18 protein-coding genes are annotated in these 21,749 nt (G+C 68.0%); 8 read left to right on the top strand and 10 right to left on the bottom strand.

The window, feature by feature from the left end:
• Positions 1-68 precede the first annotated feature (68 nt).
• From yidD to MOV08_RS21370, 7 genes are all read left to right on the top strand, one after another.
• A complete protein-coding gene (gene yidD, locus MOV08_RS21400; RefSeq protein ID WP_006604423.1) occupies positions 69-386 on the top strand; it encodes a membrane protein insertion efficiency factor YidD in 318 nt (105 codons plus the stop codon).
• A 3-nt stretch (positions 387-389) separates the two neighbouring features.
• Positions 390-1,526 (top strand): membrane protein insertase YidC, encoded by a 1,137-nt coding sequence (yidC, locus tag MOV08_RS21395; RefSeq protein ID WP_275308565.1) that lies wholly within the window; start codon positions 390-392, stop codon positions 1,524-1,526.
• 14 nt (positions 1,527-1,540) lie between these two features.
• On the top strand, positions 1,541-2,047 hold the full coding sequence (locus MOV08_RS21390) for a Jag family protein (RefSeq protein WP_275308564.1): 507 nt from the start codon (positions 1,541-1,543) through the stop codon (positions 2,045-2,047).
• 133 nt (positions 2,048-2,180) lie between these two features.
• On the top strand, positions 2,181-2,906 hold the full coding sequence (rsmG, locus tag MOV08_RS21385; protein ID WP_275308563.1) for a 16S rRNA (guanine(527)-N(7))-methyltransferase RsmG: 726 nt from the start codon (positions 2,181-2,183) through the stop codon (positions 2,904-2,906).
• A 305-nt stretch (positions 2,907-3,211) separates the two neighbouring features.
• A complete protein-coding gene (locus MOV08_RS21380; protein WP_078875840.1) occupies positions 3,212-4,282 on the top strand; it encodes a ParA family protein in 1,071 nt (356 codons plus the stop codon).
• Positions 4,279-5,376, top strand: a complete 1,098-nt coding sequence (locus MOV08_RS21375) for a ParB/RepB/Spo0J family partition protein (RefSeq protein ID WP_275308562.1) — start codon at positions 4,279-4,281, stop codon at positions 5,374-5,376. The genes MOV08_RS21380 and MOV08_RS21375 overlap by 4 nt, the downstream gene beginning before the upstream one ends.
• A gap of 308 nt (positions 5,377-5,684) precedes the next feature.
• Positions 5,685-6,302 (top strand): GNAT family N-acetyltransferase, encoded by a 618-nt coding sequence (locus MOV08_RS21370; RefSeq protein WP_039634717.1) that lies wholly within the window; start codon positions 5,685-5,687, stop codon positions 6,300-6,302.
• Between the two features lie 135 nt (positions 6,303-6,437).
• On the opposite strand, the gene trxA is transcribed toward MOV08_RS21370, so the two are convergent.
• The 7 genes from trxA to MOV08_RS21335 all read right to left on the bottom strand — a co-directional run bounded on the left by trxA (position 6,438) and on the right by MOV08_RS21335 (position 16,087).
• Positions 6,438-6,764 carry a thioredoxin gene (gene trxA, locus MOV08_RS21365; protein ID WP_039634715.1) on the bottom strand — a complete coding sequence of 109 codons (327 nt, stop codon included), beginning with the start codon at positions 6,762-6,764 and terminating at the stop codon, positions 6,438-6,440.
• 49 nt (positions 6,765-6,813) lie between these two features.
• Positions 6,814-7,788: a thioredoxin-disulfide reductase gene (gene trxB, locus MOV08_RS21360; RefSeq protein ID WP_275308561.1), complete on the bottom strand. Its 975-nt coding sequence runs from the start codon at positions 7,786-7,788 to the stop codon at positions 6,814-6,816.
• A gap of 113 nt (positions 7,789-7,901) precedes the next feature.
• On the bottom strand, positions 7,902-8,891 hold the full coding sequence (locus tag MOV08_RS21355; RefSeq protein ID WP_275308560.1) for an anti-sigma factor family protein: 990 nt from the start codon (positions 8,889-8,891) through the stop codon (positions 7,902-7,904).
• Complete coding sequence (gene sigM / locus MOV08_RS21350; RefSeq protein ID WP_275308559.1) at positions 8,888-9,583, bottom strand: RNA polymerase sigma factor SigM; 696 nt, start codon at positions 9,581-9,583, stop codon at positions 8,888-8,890. Before sigM ends, MOV08_RS21355 begins: the two co-directional genes overlap by 4 nt.
• Positions 9,584-9,769: 186 nt before the next feature.
• A complete protein-coding gene (locus MOV08_RS21345; RefSeq protein WP_275308558.1) occupies positions 9,770-11,470 on the bottom strand; it encodes a protein kinase family protein in 1,701 nt (566 codons plus the stop codon).
• A 107-nt stretch (positions 11,471-11,577) separates the two neighbouring features.
• On the bottom strand, positions 11,578-13,785 hold the full coding sequence (gene murJ / locus MOV08_RS21340) for a murein biosynthesis integral membrane protein MurJ (RefSeq protein ID WP_275308557.1): 2,208 nt from the start codon (positions 13,783-13,785) through the stop codon (positions 11,578-11,580).
• A 46-nt stretch (positions 13,786-13,831) separates the two neighbouring features.
• Positions 13,832-16,087: a DUF6049 family protein gene (locus MOV08_RS21335; RefSeq protein ID WP_275308556.1), complete on the bottom strand. Its 2,256-nt coding sequence runs from the start codon at positions 16,085-16,087 to the stop codon at positions 13,832-13,834.
• Positions 16,088-16,336: 249 nt separating this feature from the next.
• On the opposite strand from MOV08_RS21335, the gene MOV08_RS21330 reads away from it, so the two are divergent.
• Entirely contained in the window at positions 16,337-17,812 is a 1,476-nt protein-coding gene (locus MOV08_RS21330; protein WP_275308555.1) for a CCA tRNA nucleotidyltransferase, read from the top strand.
• Between the two features lie 770 nt (positions 17,813-18,582).
• Here MOV08_RS21330 and MOV08_RS21325 read toward each other — a convergent pair.
• The 3 genes from MOV08_RS21325 to MOV08_RS21315 form a co-directional block, all read right to left on the bottom strand.
• The gene (locus tag MOV08_RS21325; protein WP_039634698.1) at positions 18,583-19,845 is read right to left on the bottom strand and encodes an MFS transporter; all 1,263 of its coding nucleotides are present in this window, start codon (positions 19,843-19,845) and stop codon (positions 18,583-18,585) included.
• Between the two features lie 78 nt (positions 19,846-19,923).
• Positions 19,924-21,006 carry an inositol-3-phosphate synthase gene (locus MOV08_RS21320; protein WP_039634696.1) on the bottom strand — a complete coding sequence of 361 codons (1,083 nt, stop codon included), beginning with the start codon at positions 21,004-21,006 and terminating at the stop codon, positions 19,924-19,926.
• A 59-nt stretch (positions 21,007-21,065) separates the two neighbouring features.
• Positions 21,066-21,734: a PadR family transcriptional regulator gene (locus MOV08_RS21315; protein ID WP_275308554.1), complete on the bottom strand. Its 669-nt coding sequence runs from the start codon at positions 21,732-21,734 to the stop codon at positions 21,066-21,068.
• Positions 21,735-21,749: the final 15 nt, after the last annotated feature.

The raw sequence follows: 21,749 nt of genomic DNA, 5'->3' as shown, positions 1-21,749 counted from the left end.
GCGGTGACCGACGGCGGCCGCGCCGCTGGCCCCGGGAAGCCCGGACGGGACCCGGGAGGGAGCGCACAGTGAAGTACCCGCTGTTGCTTTTGATCAAGATCTACCAGTGGACCATCAGCCCGCTGTTGGGCCCGGTCTGCAAGTACTACCCGTCGTGTTCGCACTATGGCTACACAGCCATCGACCGGCACGGCGCGGTGAAGGGGACTGCGCTGACCGCCTGGCGCATTCTGCGGTGCAACCCGTGGTCGCTCGGTGGCGTCGATCACGTCCCTCCCCGGAAGCGTCCGGTTTGGCATCAGCGGCTGAGGAGCCGTCTGGGCGGGCCCACCGTCCCTGAGCCTGTCGCCCAGCCCGAGACTCAGCCCAACGCCCAAGGAGCCTGATTCGTGGACACGATCCTCAGTCCTCTTTATTACGCAGTTTCCTGGATCATCGTCCAGTTCCACTCGTTCTACAGTTTGATCTTCAATGCGAACAGTGGAGCTGCGTGGGGTCTGTCCATCGTCTCGCTGGTGGTGCTGATCCGTATCTGCCTGATCCCGCTCTTCGTGAAGCAGATCAAGTCGACGCGGAACATGCAGGCGCTCCAGCCGAAGATGAAGGCGATCCAGGAGCGCTACAAGAGCGACAAGCAGCGCCAGTCCGAAGAGATGATGAAGCTCTACAAGGAGTCGGGCACCAACCCGCTCTCGAGCTGTCTCCCGATCCTGGCGCAGTCTCCCTTCTTCATCTCCCTGTACCAGGTCCTCAGCCACATCGCGCAGAACAAGACCGTCGGCTTCATCGACCCGACGCTGCTGGCGAGCGCGCAGAAGGCGCACATCTTCGGTGCGCCGCTCGCGGCGAAGTTCATGGACAGCCCCTCGAAGATCGAGGCCCTGGGTGCTTCGGTGACCGACGTCCGCGTGGTCACGGTCATCATGATCATCCTGATGTCGGCGTCGCAGTTCTACACCCAGCGCCAGCTGATGACGAAGAACGTCGACCTGACGGTGAAGACGCCGTTCATGCAGCAGCAGAAGATGCTGATGTACGTCTTCCCGGTCATGTTCGCCGTCTTCGGCATCAACTTCCCCGTCGGTGTCCTCGTCTACTGGCTGACCACCAACGTGTGGACCATGGGCCAGCAGATGTACGTCATCCGCCGCAACCCCACCCCGGGCAGCAAGGCGTTCACCGACCGCCAGGAGCGGCTGCGCGCCCAGGGCAAGCTGGTCGAGAGCCCCGCCGAGATCGCGGCGAAGAAGGCGGCCGAGGACGCGCGCCAGAACCGCCAGCAGCCCAAGCGGCAGACCAAGGCCAAGCGCCAGACCGGTGCTACCGCACCGGCCGGTACCGCGGGGAACCGCACGCGGGCGACCTCGTCGGCGGGTGCCGACAATGCGTCGGAGGAAAGCACCGCGCAGGACGACAAGGGGAAGGGTGGTACGCCGGCCAAGGGCGGCGCCGCCTCCGGATCCCGTAACACCAAGTCCGGGCAGCGCAAGGGCCAGCAGCGCCCCAAGCACCCGTCCAAGAAGTAAGAAGGAGTCCTTACGTGACGGACACGACCCCTGGCACCAAGGGCGCCGACACCCTGACCCGCCTGGAGCAGGAAGGCGAGATCGCGGCCGACTACCTCGAAGGTCTGCTGGACATCGCGGACCTCGACGGTGACATCGACATGGATGTCGAGGCGGACCGCGCCTCGGTGTCGATCATCGGTGAAACGAACAGCCGCGATCTGCAGAAGCTGGTCGGCCGGGACGGTGAGGTGCTGGAGGCGCTGCAGGAGCTGACGCGGCTCGCGGTGCATCGCGAGACCGGCGACCGCAGCCGACTGATGCTGGACGTCGCCGGCTTCCGGGCGCAGAAGCGCGAGGAGCTCGCCAAGGTCGGCGCCAGCGCGGCGGAGGAAGCCAAGAGCACCGGTCAGCCGGTGAAGCTGGACCCGATGACGCCGTTCGAGCGCAAGGTCGTGCACGACGCGGTGGCCGCGGCCGGGCTGCGGAGCGAGTCCGAGGGCGAGGAGCCGCAGCGCCGCGTGGTGGTCCTCCCGGCCTGACGCTTCGCGTTCAGTCTTTCTTTGGCCCCGTCTGCTCGCAGGCGGGGCCAAAACTTCTCAGCCTTCTGTGTTATCCCCGGTCGTAACGCCGGGTTCTCGGCAGGAAAAGCAGTCCAGAGGAAGGGCGGTTCCCGTGACGGAGGCATCAGCGGAGTTCCCTCCTGCGCCGAAAGCGGCGCAGGAGGTTTTCGGCGAACGCTTTCCGGAGGCCGTGCGGTACGGCGAGCTGCTCGCTGATGCGGGCGTGCGGCGCGGGCTGATCGGCCCGCGGGAGGTGCCCCGGCTGTGGGAGCGCCACCTGCTGAACTGTGCCGTGCTCTCCGAGGTGGTTCCGGAGGGCGTCTCGGTGTGCGACGTCGGTTCGGGAGCCGGACTGCCCGGCATTCCGCTGGCGCTGGTGCGCCCGGATCTCAAGATCACGCTTCTTGAGCCGTTGTTGCGCCGGACGAACTTCCTTCAAGAGGTCGTCGAGCTGCTCGGGCTGGACCACGTCACGGTCGTGCGGGGCCGTGCGGAAGAAGTCATGGGCAAGCTTCCGCAGGTGCATGTGGTGACTGCGCGGGCCGTCGCGCCCCTCGACCGGCTGGCCGGCTGGGGGGTGCCGCTGCTGCGTCCCTACGGCGAGATGCTGGCGCTCAAGGGCGACACCGCGGAGGAGGAGCTCAAGGCGGCCCGGGCCGCGCTGAGCAAGCTCGGCGTGGTGGATACGTCGATCGTGCACGTCGGCGAAGGCGTGGTGGATCCGCCGTCGACCGTGGTGCGTGTGGAGGTCGGCGAGAGCCCCGGTGGGGTGCGATTCGCTGCGAAGCGGGCCAAGGCGGCGCGGACCAGCCGGGCGTCGAGGGGGCGGCGGCGCTGAGAATGTGCTGCGCGACGAATCCGGCCCGATTTCTCCGATTCGGGAGAACCGTCCGCTGAAGAGCGGATACGGCGAATTCCGCAGGCGCTACAAAAAGCCACAAGACGGAGTGTCGCGACTTAATCGGACGCGGCGCTGGCATCGTGTTTCACGTGAAACGTCGTTCTCTGCTGCAAGGGATCATCGGCCGTGGTCGTGCGGCTGCCGAGCCGCACGACCGGAAACCCACACGGGTCACGAAAGTATCCACAGAGGTGGGTTCATCCACAGGAGAACGGACCTCACTGGTTCGCGATACCGAAAGCATGGCAGGCTCTCACCATTGTGAGCCTGATGTCGAGGAGAGTGAATCCTTGCGGTCCGACGCCAACATCGCGGGACCGATGACCGATCCGGTCCCCGGTCCCCGCAACGAGTCGTTCGGGGACGACGTTTCACGTGAAACGCCGCCCCTGATGGACAACACACCGGTAGGTCGCGCAGCGCAGCTGGCGGTAGGAGCGATGGGCCGCGCAGGCGAGGGGCTGCCCCGCCCTGACGAGACCCGGGTCATCGTGGTCGCCAATCAAAAGGGCGGGGTCGGCAAGACCACCACCACCGTCAACCTTGCGGCTTCGCTGGCCCTGCACGGGGCCCGGGTGCTGGTGATCGACCTGGACCCGCAGGGAAATGCTTCGACGGCCCTGGGGATCGACCATCACGCCGAAGTGCCGTCGATCTATGACGTGCTGGTCGAGAGCAAGCCACTCTCCGACGTCGTACAGCCGGTGGTGGAGGTGGAGGGGCTTTTCTGCGCCCCCGCGACCATCGACCTGGCCGGTGCCGAGATCGAGCTGGTCTCGCTGGTGGCACGCGAAAGCCGACTGGACCGCGCCATCAAGGCGTACGAACAGCCGCTGGACTACATCCTCATCGACTGTCCGCCCTCGCTCGGTCTGCTGACCGTCAATGCGCTGGTCGCGGGTGCCGAGGTGCTGATCCCCATCCAGTGTGAGTACTACGCGCTGGAGGGTCTGGGGCAGTTGCTGCGGAACGTGGAACTGGTGCGAGGGCACCTCAACCCCAAGCTCCACGTCTCGACGATCCTGCTCACCATGTACGACGGACGTACCCGCCTGGCCTCGCAGGTCGCCGACGAGGTGCGTAGCCACTTCGGCAACGAGGTGCTTCGGACGAGCATCCCCCGCTCAGTCCGTATCTCGGAGGCGCCCAGCTATGGGCAGACGGTGCTCACCTATGACCCGGGATCCAGTGGAGCGCTCTCGTATCTCGAAGCGGCCCGAGAGATTGCGCTGCGGGGAGCTCCGCAGCCTGGGGGGCAGGGCCTGAGTGTGAACTACCAAGCACAGCACAGCATCTCGGAGGGGACTCAGTGAGTGAACGACGTAGAGGGCTGGGCCGCGGGCTCGGTGCGCTGATCCCCGCGGCACCGCAGAGCGCGGATCCGAACGGGCCGGCAGTGGGAAGGGGCACGACGTCGCCATCGTCCGTACCGGTTCTGGATCCGGATCGAGGAGTGGCGGCCGCCAAGGTGGCCTCGCTGCCGACGCCCGGTGTTTCACGTGAAACGGAAGCACCGGCTGGGACGGAAAACACCGGCAATTTTGCAGAGGTGGTCGGCGCGCACTTCGCCGAGGTGCCGCTGGACGCGATCAGGCCGAACCCGCGCCAGCCGCGGGACGTGTTCGACGAGGATGCGCTCGCCGAACTGGTCACCTCCATCAAGGAGGTGGGACTGCTCCAGCCGGTGGTGGTCCGCCAGACTGCGCCGGAGCGCTATGAGCTCATCATGGGTGAGCGGCGCTGGCGGGCCTGCCGCGAAGCCGGGCTGGAGAAGATCCCCGCGATTGTGCGGGCCACGGAAGACGAGCGGCTGCTGCTCGACGCGCTTCTGGAGAATCTGCACCGGGCACAGCTCAATCCGCTGGAAGAGGCCGCTGCCTACGACCAGTTGTTGCAGGACTTCAAGTGCACCCATGACGAGCTGGCCGATCGGATCGGGCGCTCGCGTCCGCAGGTCACCAACACGCTGAGGCTGTTGAAGCTCTCGCCGGCCGTGCAGAAGCGGCTCGCAGCGGGGGTGCTCTCCGCGGGACACGCCCGGGCTCTGCTGTCGGTGGAGGATCCGGAGGAGCAGGACAACCTGGCGCGCCGGATCGTGGCAGAGGGTCTGTCGGTCCGTTCGGTCGAGGAGATCGTGACGCTCATGGGGTCGAGCCCCAAGAGCGCCGGCAAGGCGAAGAAGCCCCGTGCGGGTGCCCGGGTGTCCCCTGCGCTCACCGGTCTCGCCTCCCGGCTGTCCGACCGTTTCGAAACCCGGGTGAAGGTCGATCTTGGCCAGAAGAAGGGAAAGATCGTCGTCGAGTTCGCCTCGATGGAAGACCTGGAGCGCATCTTGGGAACGCTTGCTCCGGGCGAGGGCCCCGTTCTGGGGAGCACGCCGGCAGACGATAGCGGCGAAGAAGAGTGAGCTGACGTCTACGGCTCCTGGGCGAGCCGTGTTCCGGAACTGATACCGGAACACGGCTCGCCCTTTGCTTTCTGGCAGTACCCGCGCCCGTAAAGGGTGGATACGATGCGATCGGGTATGGCACGCATCCACATGGAGAAACCTCACATCGAGGAGAGGGCCATGCGATCAGTGAGCCGCACCGGACTGCTGGCAGTGGGCTTCGGGCTCGCAGCCCTCGGAGGGTTCGTTGGTGGTCTGCTTAGAGAGCAGGCGGCGCTGACAGCGCTGCGCGGTGTGGCAGGCGAGGGAAGCGAGGACCTGGTTCCATGGGCCGTCGGCTCGTACCGCTCACGCTGGACAACCTTCCGGATCTCCCCAAGCGCTGTCGCTCCTGTGTCTTCTGGGAGCTCGACCCCGTCAGCGGCGAAGCCGCGGTAAAAGCGGGGCGTCCAGAGCTGGAGAAGGAAGCCTGGATCTCAGCGGTCTTGTTGGAGTGGGGATCCTGCGGGCGCGTTGTCTATGTCGACGATGTGCCGGCCGGTTTCGTCATGTACGCCCCGCCGGCCTATGTCCCACGGTCGACGGCCTTTCCCACCAGCCCGGTGTCGCCGGATGCGGTGCAGTTGCTGACGGCGTGGCTGACTCCCGGTTATCAGGGCCAGGGGTTGGGCCGGGTGATGGTGCAGACGGTGGCCAAGGACCTCATCCAGCGTGGCTTCAAGGCCATCGAAGCGTTTGGCGATGCCCGCTGGACCGAGCCGGCGTGTGTGCTGCCCGCCGATCATCTTCTGGCGGTGGGCTTCAAGACCGTCCGCCAGCATCCGCGGTTTCCGCGGTTGCGGCTCGAACTGCGGACCACGATCTCGTGGAAGGAAGATGTGGAACTTGCGTTGGACCGTCTGCTCGGAGCCGTCCAGAAGGAGCCCGCGCTCCGGCCGCTCTGAGCAGGAGTGTCCGCGGTGTTTCACGTGAAACATCGTCGTGTGTTTCACGTGAAACATCGTCGTGTGTTTCACGTGAAACAGGCCCGCCCCCACGAAGGGAGCGGGCCTGTTTCACGTGAAACGTGACGGCATGCCTCAGGCGAGGAAGTCCGCGAGGTCCTTCTCGATGGCAGCCTTCGGCTTGGCGCCGACGATGGTCTTCACGACCTCGCCGCCCTGGTAGACGTTCATGGTCGGGATCGACATGACGCTGTACTTGGCGGTGGTCGCCGGGTTCTCGTCAGTGTTCAGCTTGGCGATGACGATCTCGTCGTGCTCGGCGGCAATGGCCTCCAGGGACGGGGCAACCTGACGGCACGGGCCGCACCAGGTGGCCCAGAAGTCCACGAGAACGGGCTTGTCGCTCTTGAGGACGACCTCTTCGAAGTTGTCGTCCGTCACGGTCACCGTGGCGCCGGCCATGGCAATCTCCTTACTGGGTGGGTGGGGTGGGAAAGCTGGGGTGCGCGGGTCAGGCGGAAGCGGTCTTCTCCGGCTCGGCCGTGGCCTCGCCGTCCGAGAGCGCCGCGAGGAACCGCTCGGCGTCGAGGGCGGAGGCGCAGCCCGTGCCGGCAGCGGTGATCGCCTGGCGGTAGGTGTGGTCGACGACATCGCCGGCGGCGAAGACGCCCGCCAGGTTCGTCCGGGTGCTGGGTGCATCGACCTTGAGGTAACCCTCGTCGTCGAGGTTCAGCTGGCCCTTGAACAGCTCGGTCCGCGGGTCGTGGCCAATCGCGATGAAGAGGCCGGTGACCGGAAGCTCGGAGGTCTCGCCCGTCTTGACGTTGCGCAGCGTCAGACCGGAGAGCTTGTTCTCGCCGTGGACCTCGGCGACCTCGCTGTCCCACACAAACTTGATCTTCGGGTCGGCGAAGGCGCGCTCCTGCATCGCCTTGCTCGCGCGCAGGGCGTCGCGGCGGTGGACGACCGTGACGGACTTGGCGAAGCGTGAGAGGAAGGTGGCCTCCTCCATCGCGGTGTCGCCACCGCCGATGACGGCGATGTCCTGGTCCTTGAAGAAGAACCCGTCGCAGGTCGCGCACCAGGAGACGCCCCGGCCGGACAGCTCGTCCTCGCGCGGCAGACCGAGCTTGCGGTGCTGGGAGCCGGTGGCGACGATGACCGCCTTGGCACGGTGCACGTTGCCCGCGGTGTCGGTGACGGTTTTGATCTCCTCGGTGAGGTCGACCGAGACGATGTCGTCCGGCACGAGCTCGGCACCGAAGCGCTCGGCCTGGGCACGCATGTTGTCCATCAGGTCCGGACCCATGATGCCGTCGCGAAAGCCGGGGAAGTTCTCCACGTCGGTGGTGTTCATCAGAGCACCGCCAGCGGTGACGGCGCCTTCGAAGACGAGCGGCTTCAGGGACGCGCGGGCGGTGTAGAGCGCTGCGGTATAGCCCGCGGGCCCGGAGCCGATGATGATCACGTTGCGGACGTCGCTCACGGGTTTCTTCCTTGTCTCTGCCGACGGCTTGCTGGGGTCTCGGAACTCTCACCCCACCCAACGGATCCTAAGGGGCCAGCATTCCCAGAGCGCCACCGAGCACTTGCCGCGGTTCAGTCTCGCCGATACGAGTGGGTCAGCAGAACCTTCCCAGGAGCCGGCGGAGTGGCTGAGACGCATGAGGCAGTGACGACGTAGGCAGAGACGCTCTTCGGGTCGGACGGGTGCGGCAGCACGACGAGGAATGCGTCCGTGCCCTCATAGGTGCTGCGACTCGACGCCAGTGGTTTCTCGGTGCGGCCGATGCCCTGACGCACACACGACGGAACCGTGTCGGACTCGCTTCGGAACGGCGTCTCGGGAGAACTGCGTGTGCCGATCTCCGGCGCCTGGTGCGCCTTTTCCGTAGCGAGCAACTTGTGGACGTCCGTCCCGAGCCTGGCGACGGTCAGGCCAGAGGGGGCTCCTCCTCCGCTCGCAGAGGAGTTTTCCTGCTTGGTGGCCTGGACGCCGCTGGTGCCGGCGCTCTGGATGAGCAGGCCGCCCACTCCGAGCACCGCCGCAGCGGCCGCGGTGCCCAGCAGTACCCTGGGCCACCTCCTAGCGCCGGACGTGCGGCGCCCCGGCGCGTGGCGGCCTGGCCCCGTAGCGCCGCGGCCGCGCCCGGCTGGCGGAGCGGACACGGCTCCACGGGAAGGCGCCTGCACACTGGTTTCACGTGAAACGGAGGCCGGTGCGGTCGATGTTTCACGTGAAACTGTGACAGCGCCCGACGATGTTTCACGTGAAACCGCGCTGAGCGAAGGCGATGTTTCACGTGAAACGAGGGGCTCGCCCTCGGCTGTGGTGGAGTCGAGCAGCGCCTCTGCGGCGAGGGCCGCATCGATGCGTTCGGCGACATCGGCCGGCATCCGGGTCGCGCCCGGGAGCGTACCCAGGAGCCCGCGGATTTCCTCCAGGGATGCATAGACGTCCTCACACAGGGCGCAGCCGGCGAGATGATCTCGCAGATCCGCGGTGCGTGAGGGAGGGAGCAGCCCGTCCGTGAGATCGGAGATCTCGGATACCTCCGGGTGCTCGCCTGCGCCGGTCGTCGACGTCACGCTCGCCCACCTCCGCCCTTCACGGCACCTGTGCCCTTCGGTCCTGCCGTCGGTGGGACGGATGTCCCCTGCGCCCGGTTCCTTCCCCCGCTCGCGGGATTGCTACCCCCGTCATCGCCGCGCAGATGGGTGACCAATGGCAAGAGGCGAGCTCTGCCGCGTGAACAGCGGCTTTTCACCGTTCCGGTCGGGACGTCGAGAATCTCGGCGGCCTCCGCGACGGAGTACCCCTGCATATCGACGAGCACGAGAGCGGCGCGCTGCTCCTCGGGGAGCGTGCGCAGCGCGCGGAGCAGTTCACGGTGCAGGTCCTGGCGCTCTGCCGGGAGTGCTGCGGATTCCTCGGGTTCGAGAAGCTGCTCGAGGCGTTCGGTCTCGGCGACCGGAGAAGTGCGTCGGGAGGCTGCCTTACGGGCCCGGTCAAGGCAGGCGTTGACCGTGATGCGGTGCAGCCAGGTGGTCACGGCCGACTGGCCGCGGAAGGAGTGCGCGGCGCGATAGGCGGAGACCAGCGCGTCCTGCACGGCATCGGCGGCCTCTTCGCGATCACCGAGGGTCCGTAAGGCCACGGCCCACAGCCGGTCTCGGTGGCGTCGGACGAGCTCCCCGAACGCATCGGGGTCGCCCTTTACGTGCAGCGCGAGGAGATCGGCGTCGGTTGGTGTCGAAGCCTTGTCGCTGTCGGTGGACACGGGCCCCCCGGCCGTAGCTGCCTGATCTCGGTCCCATTGAAGCCCGCCGGGTGGCGAAAGTAAATGCTGGGAAAGGCACCTCACCGGCCGGAAACGATCTCAATGGAGCGAGGGGCGTGGGTACGGGCAATCGGCCTCGCGGCCGACCGCTCTCGTACCCACGCCCCTCATGGGCTGCGTGCCTGCTCAGCTGGTGAAGGAGACCTCGGTCACGCCCTGCTTGAAGCCGGCGCCGCTGTAGGTGTCCGCCGGCGAGTTGGGCATCGCGGTGATCCACACGACGACATAGCGCGCCTTCGCCGGCTTCTTCAGCGTGACCTTGGCGGTGCTGCCCGAGGTCTTGGCCGTACCGAGCTCACGCATGGAACTCAGCGGCTCGGACGGTGAGAAGGAATCGGCGGCGTAGAGCGTCAGCGTGGTGTGGTCACCGATGTAGTGCAGCCCGATGGAAGCGCTGCTTATCTGCTGCTCGGAGCCGAGGTCGTAGATCAGCCCGACGCCCTTTTTAAAGGCCGGGTTGAGATCGGGGCCTTCGCGGTAGCTCTTGCTGCGCCAGTACGTCGAGGGGTCCCCGTCGTAGGTGGCCCGCGCCTGGTCGGGGTGCTGCGGCTGGCCGTCAGGGTAGTACTCGGTGCCGTCCACGATCTTGATCGGCTTGCCGTCGGGCTTCTTGGCGCCGCCGCCGGTGGTCTGCGAGTTCCCTGGCGTGTCGTGGTCGTTCTCCCACTTCAGCAGGGTGTCCGCCAGCTGCCAGCTGCCCAGACCCAGCGCCGCGATCAGCAGTGCGGAGACGGACCACTTCAGCGCCTTGCCGGTGCGGCTCTGGAGCGGGGGCGGCGGCGTGGCGACAGGCTGTGTCGCCTGGGCCGCCTGGCCGTAGGAACCCTGTGGGAAGCCCGCGCGCTGATATGGCGGCGGGGTCGAGAACGCCGTCTCCGGGGGACGGATGCGCGGCATGGTGGCAACCGCTTTGGCCAGCTCCTCCGGCGTGGTGCACGGCGGCTCCTGGCGGGACGCGGTGGCTCCGTCGTTGACCAGGGCCCGCATGGCGAGCTCGGACAGGCCCCGGTGCACGCCGGCGCGGACCTGGTCGGGTGCGATCAGGCCGACGCCCTTGGGCAGGCCGGTGAGGCCGTAGGCGTCGTTCTCGTACGGCCAGCGCTGGGTGAGGGCGGCGTACAGCAGTGCGCCGATCGCCTCGGTGTCCGTGCGCTGCGGGTGTTCGCAGGTGATGCCGCGCAGCGCCGCCATGACGGCGAGGCCGCGGATGCGGTACTGCCCGGACTCCGTGCGCAGCACCGAGCTCGGAGTGAGCCGCAGATGGGACAGGCCCTCGCGGTGGGCGGCGGCCATGGCCTGGGAGACCTGGCTGACGAGTTGGTAGGCGTCGTGGGGCTCGAGCGGGCCGTTGGCGAGGACCGTGGCCAGCTCGGTGGCGTCCGGCAGCCACTCATGGACGACATAGACGAGGTCGTTGTCCTCGACGGCGTCGAGGACCTGGACGAAGCGGGGATCCCCGAGAAGCGCGGAGGCCCGGGCAGCCGAGAGCACCGGACGGGCCCGCGGGTGGTCCGCGGGGAGGACGTGCACCCCGACGGCCCGACGCAGCTTTTCGTCGACAGCACGCCAGCTGCTGAATCCGTCCAGACGGGTGACGCACTCTTCGAGTCGGTATCGTCTGGCGAGTTTGTGGCCGCTGTGGAGTTCCGGTGGCTTGGGATCGGTTGCCTCGGCGCCCTTTCCTTCGGTGCGCGCGGCGTCCTGTTCCTTGCCGGATACCTTCTCGGCCTGCGCACCGTCGTCCGTGGCCCGACCCGCCTTGGCGGTCAGCGACTCCTCGCCGCTGGTGTCGGCCACGTCGACGGCAGCCGTGCTCCGTTCCGCCACCGTCGTTCCTGCCTCCCCATCCGTTGCAGGCTCAATGAGCCAAGACAATTGTGCCCACAGTCCGCCACTATGCACGACACACGGTGGCAGCCGATGGTTGTGCCCGGTCAGCGTCCCAGCTTGGACCTGACCATGCCCACCAGGGCGTTCAGCTCCTCGATCCGCATTTTTCGGGCGGCGAGGTAGAAGACGGCCAGAAGTGCGGCGGCGCCGCCGATGAGCGCGGCGAGCGAGCCGACGAATCCGGTGCCGAGCGCCTGCATCAGGACGTACACCAGGGCGCCGGAGACGATCGTGGCCGGGATGCTGGCGCCGGCCAGCCGCGCGTAGGTCCGCACCACGTGCGCGGTGTCCAGGTCGCCGTCCATCCGCTTGCTGAGCCGGCGCCAGGCGACGCCGACGCCGATGACGTAGGCGAGGCCGTAGGACGCCGCCATGCCCACCACGGCCCAGCGGGCGGGCAGGACCAGGAAGCAGAGGGCGGAGGCCGCGGCGTTGACGCCGGCGACGATCACCGTGTTGTAGAAGGGGGTGCGGGTGTCCTCGTACGCGTAGAAGGCGCGCAGGACGACGTACTGCACCGAGAACGGGATCAGGCCCACACCAAAGGCCATCAGCATGTAGCCCATCGGGATACCGGCGCCGGACGAGCCGTAGACCAGCGTGCACAGCGGGATGCCGAGGGAGAGGAACCCGAACGAGATCGGAACGATGGCGACGGCCGAGGTGCGCAGTCCCTGGGACATATCGTCCCGGACCGCTCCGGTGTCGCCGTCGTGGGCGGAGCGCGCCAGCCGCGGCAGCAGGGCGGCCATGACGGAGACGGTGATGATCGCCTGCGGCATGTTCCAGATCAGCTGGGCGCTGGCGTAGGAGATGAACCCGGTGCCCGGGTGGCCCTGCCGGTCCGCGGTGTTGCCGGCCCAGGTGGAGAGCTGGGTGACGACCAGGACGCCTGCCTGGTTGGCGAGGACGAACAGCACCGTCCACTTGGCGAGCTTCGCGGCCTTGCCCAGGCCGTGGCCGCGCCAGTCGAACCGGAGCCGCAGCTTGAAGTCGGCTTCGCGCAGGTACGGGATCATCGCCAGCGCCTGGACCACCAGGCCCAGCAGGGTGCCGATGCCGAGCAGCCTGATGCCGTCGTCGGGGATCGTGGTGACGCCGATGTGCGAGGTCTTCGCAGTGCCGTAGACCCAGATGAACAGGCCGAAGGTGGCGATCATGACGATGTTGTTGAGGACCGGGGTCCACATCATCGCGCCGAAGCGGCCGCGGGCGTTGAGGATCTGGCCCATGACGACGTGCAGGCCCATGAAGAAGATCGTGGGCACGCAGTAGCGGGTGAAGGCGACCGCGACTTCGTTGGCCGCCGGGTTGCGGGAGATGTCGAACGAGACCAGTTTCACCAACAGCGGTGCCGCGAACACCGCAAGTATCGTCAGGATGCCCAACACGACGATGACGAGGGTGAGCAGCCGGTTGGCGTATGCCTCGCCGCCGTCCTCGTCCTCCTTCATCGCGCGGACGAGCTGGGGGACGAAGACGGAGTTCAGACCGCCGCCGATGGTCAGGATGAAGATCATCGTCGGCAGCTGGTAGGCCACCTGCCAGGAGTCACCGAGCACCGCGCCGCCGAGCGCCGCGACGATCAACGCCGAGCGGACGAAGCCGGTGAGCCGGGACACCATCGTGCCGGCGGCCATCACGGCGCTGGACTTCAGCAGCCCCGAGGCGCGGCCTCCGGACTGCTTGCCGGCCGCCGCCACCGGGGCGGGCTCCGGCTCGGGCTCCTCGGTGAGCTGCTGAGCCACCGGCTCCGGGCCGGGGGCCACCGCGGGCGCCTGCTGGGTCATGGGGGACGGCGCGGGGTGCGGCGGCTGGTAGGGCTGCTGCTGATCCCGGTAGAGGTGCGCGAAGGCGTCCCGCTCGGAGCGGTCCTCGGCGCCCTGGGCCATCAGCGCGTCGCCGCCGGCGAACTGCACCGTCGCGTCAGGATCGCCGTGCGCAAGATCGTGGGCCGGTGCCGGTGCCGGTGCCTGCGGCTCCGCGGGTGCGGGCCGCTGCTGCGGGCCGGGCGGCTGCTGGTAGAGGGGGTGCGCGGGCTGCCCCGGGGCTGGCGGGGGCGCGGCGTGGTCGTAGAAGGGCTCGGTGGCCTGACCCTGGGCCGGCGGGGCCGGTGCCTGGTGCGGATCGTTGCGGTAGGCGTCCTGGACGTAGTGGTCCTGGTCCGTGGGCAACGGCGGCGTCGGAGGGACCGCCCCCGAGGGATCGCCATGGGCGCCCCGGCCGCGGCCACCGTCATACGGCGCATTCATCGCTGCCCCACCTCATCCGTCGCCGGCCCTCCGGCCCCGTCGTCTATCAACGGTCCACTTTCTCACCTGAGCCGGACGGCCCGGACTTCTCCGATCCGGTGTCCGGCGCCGGGTCACTCGGCTGCTCGGGGCCCTCACCGCCCGTGCCGCCGTTGTCGCCGTCCTGGTCTTCGGCGGGGGAACCGCCGTTGTCCTCGCCGTTTTCCTCGTCCTCGGTGTCCTCTGACGCCGCCCGCTTGCGCTGGAGGTAGATCCGGACGCCGGCGAGCACGAGCAGCAGGACGCCGCCTGCGATGACGAGCATCACAGTCGCGGTGATCTCGGTGACGTTCACCCGGAACGTCATCGGCTCACCGTAGGGCTTGCCGTCCGAGGTGTAGAGCTGGGCGGTCACCCAGGCGAGACCGTTGGCGTTCGCCGTGGTCTCGAACTTGAACGACTGGCTGTGCCCGCCGTCCACCTTGATCTGCTGGGACTTCCCCACGTCCAGGCGGTTGGGCTGCGACGAGCTCAGCCGCAGGGTCAGGCCCTGGACGCCCTGCAGGAGGTTGTTCTGGACCGTCACCGGAATCGTGGCGCTGCGCCCGGAGAGCGTCGCCTCCGACTTCGGGATCAGGTGGACCTTCTTGGTCAGGCCGTCGAGGTAGCTGCGGACCGAGGCGCGGAAGGCGGCCGCGCCCTTGGGGTCGCCCCGCCACGACGTGGACATCTCGCGCATTATGGCGCTGCCGAACGGCGTGACCACGCGTTCCGGCTGGGCCAGGACCACTCGGAAGTCGTCCAGCGCGGCCTGGGTGTCCTCGATCTGCCGGAAGGCGTCGGCGGGGAGCTCCTGCTGGCGCAGCAGCGAGGGGTACGCGGCCCGGCCGGGGACCTGGCGGTTGGCGTCCGGGTCGGGCTTGGCCTTGGCGGCGTCGCCGAGCTTCGTCGGCTGGGCCCAGCCGGCCGACTCCAGGTTCCGCAGCGCGCCGGCCATCGCCTGCGCCTGGCTGACCGAGGGCATCCGCTGCGGTGCGACGACGATGCTGCGCTGCTGCTCCGGGTTCTCCAGGCCGATCATCTGGGCCTCGGCGAGGAACTCCTGGATCGCCAGGCTGGCGTTCCCGGACTTCGACATGTCGCCTTCGAAGGCCCGGGACAGCTGGGCGTCGGTGACGATGGCGGTGTTGCCGCCGCCGATGGGCCGAGCCGCGGTCGGGGTGTACGACAGGCTGTTGTCCCGGAGGCTGTCGCTGCGGGTAATGACGTTGTGGGCGCCGGCCGAGGTGGCGACATCGACGATCGAGGAGTCGATCGCGCCGTTGACCGGCCACGTGAAGTCGGTTCGCGGCTTCACGCTGAGGATGGTGTCCACGGTCTTCGAGGCGAGCTCGGTGGCCGGGCCGAGGTGGCTGAGCGCGCTGGGCACGCTCTTGCCGTGGTGCGCCAGCGAGGCCAGGTCCGGGTCGCCGAACGGCAGGGCGACGACCTCATGGCCCTTCACGGCGTTCTCGAGGTCGTTGAGCCACTGCTTGGCGGCGGCCTGGTTCTTGCCCATCGGGCCGTCCGGGCCGTGCACGCGGTACGGCTTGGTCATCGCGTCGACGGTCGCGAGCAGGTCGGGGTCGATGACGAAGGTCACCGGGAGGTTCTTGCCGAGCTCGACCATCTTCTGGAGCCGGCCGCCGTCGGCGATCTCCGCGGCGAGGTCGTCGTTCCGGAAGACCGGCGTCTGCTGGGCGTCGGCACCGGTCTCGGCCGTGAGGTGGGTGCTGGAGATCAGCGGCCACAGGTAGGTGAGCTGGGTCTTCTTCGCCGGGGCGGCGTCCTGCCAGGGCAGGAAGGTCCGGTCGATGCCGAGGACCTGGTCGTAGGACGAGCCGGAAGTGTGGCCGGACAGGGTGACCCCGAGCGGATAGACACCGTCGTCGCTGAGGCCGAGGTCCTTGACCGGGACGTTCACGGTGAAGGTCCGGCTGGTGCCCGGGTCCAGCTTGTCGATCTTCTCGGTGTGGTCGCCGATCTCCTTGCCGTCGGCTCCCGGCAGATAGCCGGTGCGCTTGGTCACAGCCTCGATGGAGCTGCGGTCGTTGAGCGCGGCGCCGCGGTGCAGCCCGACGTGGGCGTTGGTGATCGGGCTCTTGCTGTCGTTGGTCAGCGTCCCGGAGACGGTGACGGTGTCGTCCTTGCCGGGAGCGGCCGGCGACATCGCGTTGATCGTCACATTGACCGGGTGCGAGGCATCCGAGGCCGCGTCGGCGGCGGAGGCGTGGGGGACCTGCAGCGTTCCTACGAGCAGGGGTACACCGGTGAGCAGCGTCACGGTCCTTCGCAGCCACCGGCCACGCGGCCGTTCAGTCGCCTGGAACCCTGCCGCATCGGCCACGCGCTCGCCCGTCCCTCGTCGTCGTCAGTGGTCGTCGGAATGTGCGTCCACGAATGGTAACGAGGCCCGGCGTGCCGTAGTGCCGGGGAGTGCGCCACATGATCATTGCGTTGGGGGTCCGTGCACCCTTGTCCCCTTTAATAACGTGACGTCGGGGTGGTGCGCGGCCACGTACCCTTTTCTGTTGTGCCGAACGCCAACAATGACTTCCCCACCCCGCAGCCCGAGCGGACCCCGCAGCCGACGGACGCGCTGAACCACGTCCAGCGCCGTGCCGTGAGCGAGCTGCTGCGGGTGTCCCCCGTCGCTGACGACCTGGCCCGTCGCTTCCAGGAGGCCGGGTTCACGCTTGCCCTGGTCGGCGGGTCGGTCCGGGACGCGCTGCTCGGCCGGCTCGGGAACGACCTGGACTTCACCACGGACGCCCGGCCGGAGGACGTGCTGAAGATCGTCCGGCCGTGGGCGGACGCGGTCTGGGAGGTCGGCATCGCCTTCGGCACGGTCGGCTGCAAGAAGGACTCGTTCGACATCGAGATCACGACCTACCGCTCCGAGGCGTACGACCGGACCTCGCGCAAGCCCGAGGTGTCCTACGGCGAATCGATCGAGGACGATCTGATCCGTCGGGACTTCACGGTCAACGCCATGGCGGTGCTGCTGCCGCAGAAGGAGTTCGTCGACCCGCACAGCGGTCTGGAGGACCTGGCGGCCCGCGTGCTGCGGACCCCGGGGACGCCTCAGGAGTCGTTCTCCGACGATCCGCTGCGGATGATGCGGGCCGCGCGCTTCGCCGCCCAGCTGGACTTCGAGGTGGCGCCCGAGGTCATCGCGGCGATGAAGGAGATGGCGGAGCGCATCGAGATCGTCTCCGCGGAGCGGGTCCGTGACGAGCTGAACAAGCTGATCCTCGCCCCGAACCCGCGCAAGGGCCTGCGGCTGCTGGTCGAATCCGGTCTCGCCGACCGGGTGCTGCCGGAGCTGCCCGCACTGCGTCTGGAGAGCGATGAGCACCACCGCCACAAGGACGTCTACGAGCACACGCTGACGGTGCTGGAGCAGGCCATCGACCTGGAGGACGATGGGCCCGACCTGGTGCTCCGGCTGGCGGCGCTGCTGCACGACATCGGCAAGCCCAGGACGCGGCGCTTCGAGAAGGACGGTCGGGTCTCCTTCCACCACCACGAAGTGGTCGGGGCAAAGATGACCAAGAAGCGCATGACCGCCCTGAAGTACTCCAACGACCTGATCAAGGACGTTTCGCACCTGGTGGAGCTGCATCTGCGGTTCCACGGCTACGGCACGGGCGAGTGGACGGACTCCGCGGTCCGCCGCTACGTCCGGGACGCCGGCCCGCAGCTGGAGCGCCTGCACAAGCTGACCCGCTCGGACTGCACCACCCGCAACAAGCGCAAGGCGTCTGCCCTGTCGCGGGCCTATGACGGCCTGGAGGACCGCATCGCGCTGCTTCAGGAGCAGGAGGAGCTGGACGCGATCCGTCCGGACCTGGACGGCAACGCGATCATGGGGGTCCTGGGCATCGGGCCCGGCCCGCAGGTCGGCAAGGCGTACAAGCACCTGCTGGAGCTGCGGCTGGAGCACGGCCCGATGGAGCATGAGTCCGCGGTGGCCGCCCTCAAGGAGTGGTGGGCCGCTCAGAGTTGAGGACGCCGGAGCCCGCGCGACCGTGAAACCGATGATGTTTCACGTGAACCCGGGCTGAGCGCGACGGGGCGGTGTTTCACGTGAAACACCGCCCCGCGGCGTTCGAGGGTCGGGGCCGGGCTCTACTTCAGCGTCTCAAGGCAGAGCACGAACCGGGTGGTGGAGCTGTGGCGGGCAACGCACCGTGCGTGGCGAGCATGCCGGCCTCCGTCAGACTCTGGGACAACTCCGCGGTTCATCTCGTCGCGTAGGTGATTTGGGCCACAACAGGTGTGCATGTCTAGACCGTCTAGGCCCCCTTTGGTCTGATCTTGGTGATCGACTTCCCGACCTTCATGGGGGAACTATGCGGAGACTCGCAGCAAGCGCCTTAGCCACTGTAGGCCTGGCAGCCAGCGTGATTGCTTTTCCGGCGGTGGCTCACGCAGACCAGGCGACCAACTGCCTCAGGGAGTTCCACACAAAGAACGCTCCCAATTACATGAGCGTTGGCTGTGGCGCGGGAACCGGAAAGTTCCGTGCCGTGGCCGTCTGCGAACCCCGCAACGGGGGGGACTACTACAACGTGGTGGGCAACGTGGCGACGCCTACGAAGAGTGCTTCTTATGCCACGTGCAAGGGCTGGGATGGTCTGGTGAACGGGTACGTCCAGTACATCTAGCCCGGATTACGCACCTGCCTCGTCCGGTTGGAACGGGGCAGGTGCCTCGGATAGCCGAGGGTACCGCGAGGGGCCGATCCGGCAGCTCCGCGGCACTGTGCCCACCGGTTCACCAACGACGTCCGAAGCGGAGCAGGGCCGCGGCCACCACGGCGTAGAGCGCGGCCACCACGACGATCAGTACCGCGGACCGTCCGTCGGGCGGCAGCATCAGGGTGGCGACCGCGGCGGCGCCGACGAAGGCGACGTTGAACAACACGTCGTAGATGGCGAAGATGCGGCCGCGGAAGGCGTCGTCGACCGAGGACTGGACCACCGTGTCCGTCGTGATCTTGGTTCCCTGGGTGCCCAGGCCGAGGAGGAACGCGGCCACCAGCATCGGTGCCGGGTGGAAGAACAGCCCGAGCGTGGGAGCGAGCACCGCGCCCGCCGCGGCACAACTGGCCATCCAGCCGAAGGCGGTGAGCCGTGCGACGGCCCAGGGAGTGACCACCGCGGCGGCGAAGAACCCGGCTCCTGACACGGCGACGGTTATCCCGAGCAGGGCCAGGCCCTGGGACGTGCTGCTGGACCAGGCGTACCGGCACAGCATCAGCACCATGACCGTCAGCGCGCCGTAGCAGAAGCGCACCAGCGTCATCACCGCGAGCGCGCCGGCCGGGGTGGGACGCGCGGCGAGATGGCGCAACCCCTCGACCAATCCCCGTACGGTGCTCAACACGGCTTCTTTCACGTGGGGTTGGAGGACCGAGGTGTCCGGTCCGAGCAGCTGCGGTGCCATCCGCAGTGCGGTGAGGGCGGAGCAGAGGTACAGCAGCGCGGCCAGTATCACCACGTACGTGTCCACGTTCGCGCCGGCCAGCCGGATGCCGAAGGCGAGTCCGCCGCCGGCGGTCATGGCGATCGTCCCGGCCGTGGGGGCAAGGGAGTTGGCCATCACCAGCTGCTGTCCGCCGTCGACCACGCGCGGCAGCGCGGCGGAAAGGCCCGCCAGGACGAAGCGGTTCACGGCGGTCACGAACAGTGCGGAGACGTAGAAGAGCCAATCCGGGACCTGCGCCGCGATCAGCACCGCGGTGATCACCGCGAGCAGGGTGCGCAGCAGATTGCCGTACAGCAGGACCTGCCGCCGGCGCCAGCGGTCCAGCAGGACACCGGTGAACGGCCCGAGGAGGGAGTACGGCAGCAGCAGGATCGCCATGGCGGAGGCGATCGCCTCGGGGGACGCCTGTTTCTCGGGCGAGAAGATGACGAAGGTGGCGAGTGCTGCCTGGAACACGCCGTCGGCGGCCTGGGAGAGGAGCCGTGCGGCCAGGAGCGAGCGGAAGTCGCGTAGCCGGAGTAATACGCGGAGATCGCGCGCAGCATGCATGAGGCACAGCCTCACACAGCCCGCCGGCCTCCGGGAGGAATACCCGGAGGCCGGCGGAGGGAGGGTGCGGGGAGCGTGTTAGCGCTCGACCTCGCCGCGGATGAACTTCTCGACGTTCTCCCGCGCCTCGTCGTCGAAGTACTGGACCGGCGGGGACTTCATGAAGTACGAGGACGCCGAGAGGATCGGGCCGCCGATGCCACGGTCCTTGGCGATCTTGGCGGCGCGCAGCGCGTCGATGATGACGCCCGCGGAGTTCGGGGAGTCCCAGACCTCGAGCTTGTACTCCAGGTTCAGCGGGACGTCGCCGAAGGCGCGGCCTTCGAGGCGGACGTAGGCCCACTTGCGGTCGTCCAGCCAGGCCACGTAGTCGGACGGGCCGATGTGGACGTTCTTCTCGCCCAGGTCGCGGTCGGGGATCTGGGAGGTGACGGCCTGCGTCTTGGAGATCTTCTTGGACTCCAGGCGCTCGCGCTCGAGCATGTTCTTGAAGTCCATGTTGCCGCCGACGTTCAGCTGCATCGTGCGGTCGAGGATGACGCCGCGGTCCTCGAAGAGCTTGGCCATCACACGGTGCGTGATGGTTGCGCCGACCTGCGACTTGATGTCGTCACCGACGATCGGCACGCCGGCCTCGGTGAACTTGTCCGCCCACTCCTTGGTGCCGGCGATGAAGACCGGGAGGGCGTTGACGAACGCGACCTTGGCGTCGATGGCGCACTGGGCGTAGTACTTCGCCGCGTCCTCGGAGCCGACGGGGAGGTAGCAGACCAGGACGTCGACCTGCTTGTCCTTCAGGACCTGGACGACGTCGACCGGGGCCTCCGAGGACTCCTCGATCGTTTCCCGGTAGTACTTGCCCAGCCCGTCGAGGGTGTGGCCGCGCTGGACCTGGACACCGGTGTTCGGCACGTCGCAGATCTTGATGGTGTTGTTCTCGCTGGCGCCGATGGCGTCCGCGAGGTCCAGGCCGACCTTCTTGGCGTCGATGTCGAAGGCGGCCACGAACTCCACGTCACGGACGTGGTAGTCGCCGAACTGCACGTGCATGAGGCCGGGCACGCGGCTGTCCGGGTCGGCGTCCTTGTAGTACTCGACGCCCTGTACCAGCGAGGCGGCGCAGTTGCCCACGCCGACAATGGCTACGCGAACCGAACCCATTCCGGTTGCTCCCTGTGATCTCGATGAGGGCCTGCACGGCAGGGCCTCATGTGGTGGTGTCATTCGGACGGATCCAGCCGGGAACCGCCCCGGTGCCGGGGCGGGCCGCCCGTGTCTCCTGACTGGTTGTGCTCGTCCTGCGCTGCAGCTTCCGGTGCGCGCTGATCGCGCCCGGCGCGCTCACTCTCGATGAGCTCGTTCAGCCAACGGACTTCGCGCTCCACGGACTCCATGCCGTGCCGCTGCAGTTCGAGGGTGTAGTCGTCCAGCCGCTCGCGGGTCCTGGTCAGGGAGGTGCGCATTTTTTCCAGGCGCTCCTCCAGCCGACTGCGGCGGCCTTCCAGCACGCGCATCCGCACGTCCCGCGACGTCTGGCCGAAGAACGCGAAGCGGACACCGAAGTGTTCGTCCTCCCAGGCATCGGGACCGGAGTGGCTGAGCAGCTCTTCGAAGTGCTCTTTGCCCGCCGGGGTCAGCCGGTAGACGATCTTGGCTCGGCGCCCGGTCAGCGTCGTGGCGGGAACATCCTCCGGGGCGCCGCTCGTTTCCTCCACCAACCAGCCGTTGGCGACCAGCGCCTTGAGGCAGGGATAGAGGGTGCCGTAGCTGAACGCGCGGAAGACCCCGAGCGAGGTGTTGAGCCGCTTCCGCAACTCGTAACCGTGCATCGGGGATTCCCGGAGGAGACCGAGGACGGCGAATTCGAGGATCCCCGAACGCCTGCTCATCCTCCACCTCCTAGG

It is taken from the genome of Streptomyces yunnanensis (genome assembly GCF_029011865.1).
GTDB lineage: Bacteria > Actinomycetota > Actinomycetes > Streptomycetales > Streptomycetaceae > Streptomyces > Streptomyces yunnanensis.
This window is presented reverse-complemented; position numbering and strand designations above follow the sequence as displayed.